Below are 483 nucleotides of genomic sequence, written 5' to 3'. Positions count from 1 at the left end.
GTATTCCGGGCTGGTTAACGAACAAAGTCAACAGCATTTTACCCTACGCGGTTTGCTGGAATTCAAGCAGCGGGAATCGATTCCGATTGAGGAAGTTGAGCCGATCGAATCTATTATCAAACGCTTCAAAACCGGGGCGATGAGTTATGGTTCGATTTCCCAAGAAGCCCACGAATCTTTAGCCATCGCGATGAACCGCATTGGTGGCAAATCGAACACTGGTGAAGGTGGCGAAGATCCCGATCGATATACTTGGACAAACGATCGCGGTGACTCGAAAAACAGTGCGATCAAACAAGTTGCTTCCGGGCGTTTCGGCGTTACCAGCTTGTACCTTTCCCAAGCGAAGGAACTCCAAATCAAGATGGCGCAAGGGGCAAAACTCGGAGAAGGCGGACAGTTACCCGGTAAAAAAGTATACCCGTGGATTGCCAAAGTCCGGCACTCAACTCCCGGCGTAGGCTTGATTTCGCCTCCGCCTCA

The 483-nt window shown here is 50.7% G+C and carries 1 pseudogene (only partly in view); it reads left to right on the top strand.

Going from position 1 to position 483, the window contains the following annotated elements:
* Positions 1-483: pseudogene (locus JGK20_RS31330) on the top strand (glutamate synthase-related protein) (its annotated part continues 1628 nt past the right edge of the window); the annotation flags it as partial.

The organism is Microcoleus sp. PH2017_05_CCC_O_A (assembly GCF_020738785.1).
Lineage (GTDB): Bacteria > Cyanobacteriota > Cyanobacteriia > Cyanobacteriales > Microcoleaceae > Microcoleus.
Note: the sequence above shows the minus strand (reverse complement) of the source record. Positions and strands in the feature narration are given on the sequence as shown.